At 44.6% G+C, this 677-nt stretch carries 1 protein-coding gene; it reads right to left on the bottom strand.

The annotated features are described in order from the left end of the window. On the bottom strand, positions 1–677 hold a 677-nt coding region (locus RB160_RS23945; RefSeq protein WP_316572957.1), incomplete at both ends, for an amidohydrolase family protein.

Raw genomic sequence — 677 nt, 5'->3', positions numbered from 1 at the left:
CCAACAATGCCTTTTTCCAAATCGAAAACGACATTCCCGCGCACGATTGTTTTCGTCACACGGCAGTCAATCTTCCTGCCTTCATATGCACTGTGTTTATTTTTATAGTATAGATCTTCCCTTTTCACAGTATAAGATTGGTTAGGATCCACCAAAATAATATCCGCGTCCTTTGAAACGGCTATTTCGCCTTTATGAGGCAGGTTAAAGCGCTCAGCTGGATGTGTTGCAATCAAATCAACGAACTTATTGACAGCCAGGCCGCGTTGTTTCACAGCCAAATCAAACATGAGGTCGACGTTGTTCTGAGCTCCGCTGATTCCGCCCCATGCTTCCCAAAGGTTTCCTTGCTTCAAGTCCTCAGTACAAGGCGAATGGTCGGAAGTTAGCCAGTCAATATTCCCGTTCAGAAGCTCGTCCCATAATTTTGCTTGATCCTCTGCTTTTCTAATTGGAGGCTGGCATTTTGCCCTAGGGCCAATCTCATCTACTTGCTCGGCAGTAAAGGCAAAATAGTGTGGGCATGATTCAACTGTTACATCTACACCTTCTTCACGGGCTTTTAAAATAGCTTGAATCGCCTCGGAAGTACTAATGTGAACTAAATGCAATTTACAGCCAGTTTCTTTTGCAAAAAGAAGGGCGCGTTGGACAGCATCCACTTCTGTGAAAACAGG

It is taken from the genome of Neobacillus sp. YIM B06451 (assembly GCF_032667185.1).
Lineage (GTDB): Bacteria > Bacillota > Bacilli > Bacillales > Cytobacillaceae > Bacillus_D.
Note: the sequence above shows the minus strand (reverse complement) of the source record. Positions and strands in the feature narration are given on the sequence as shown.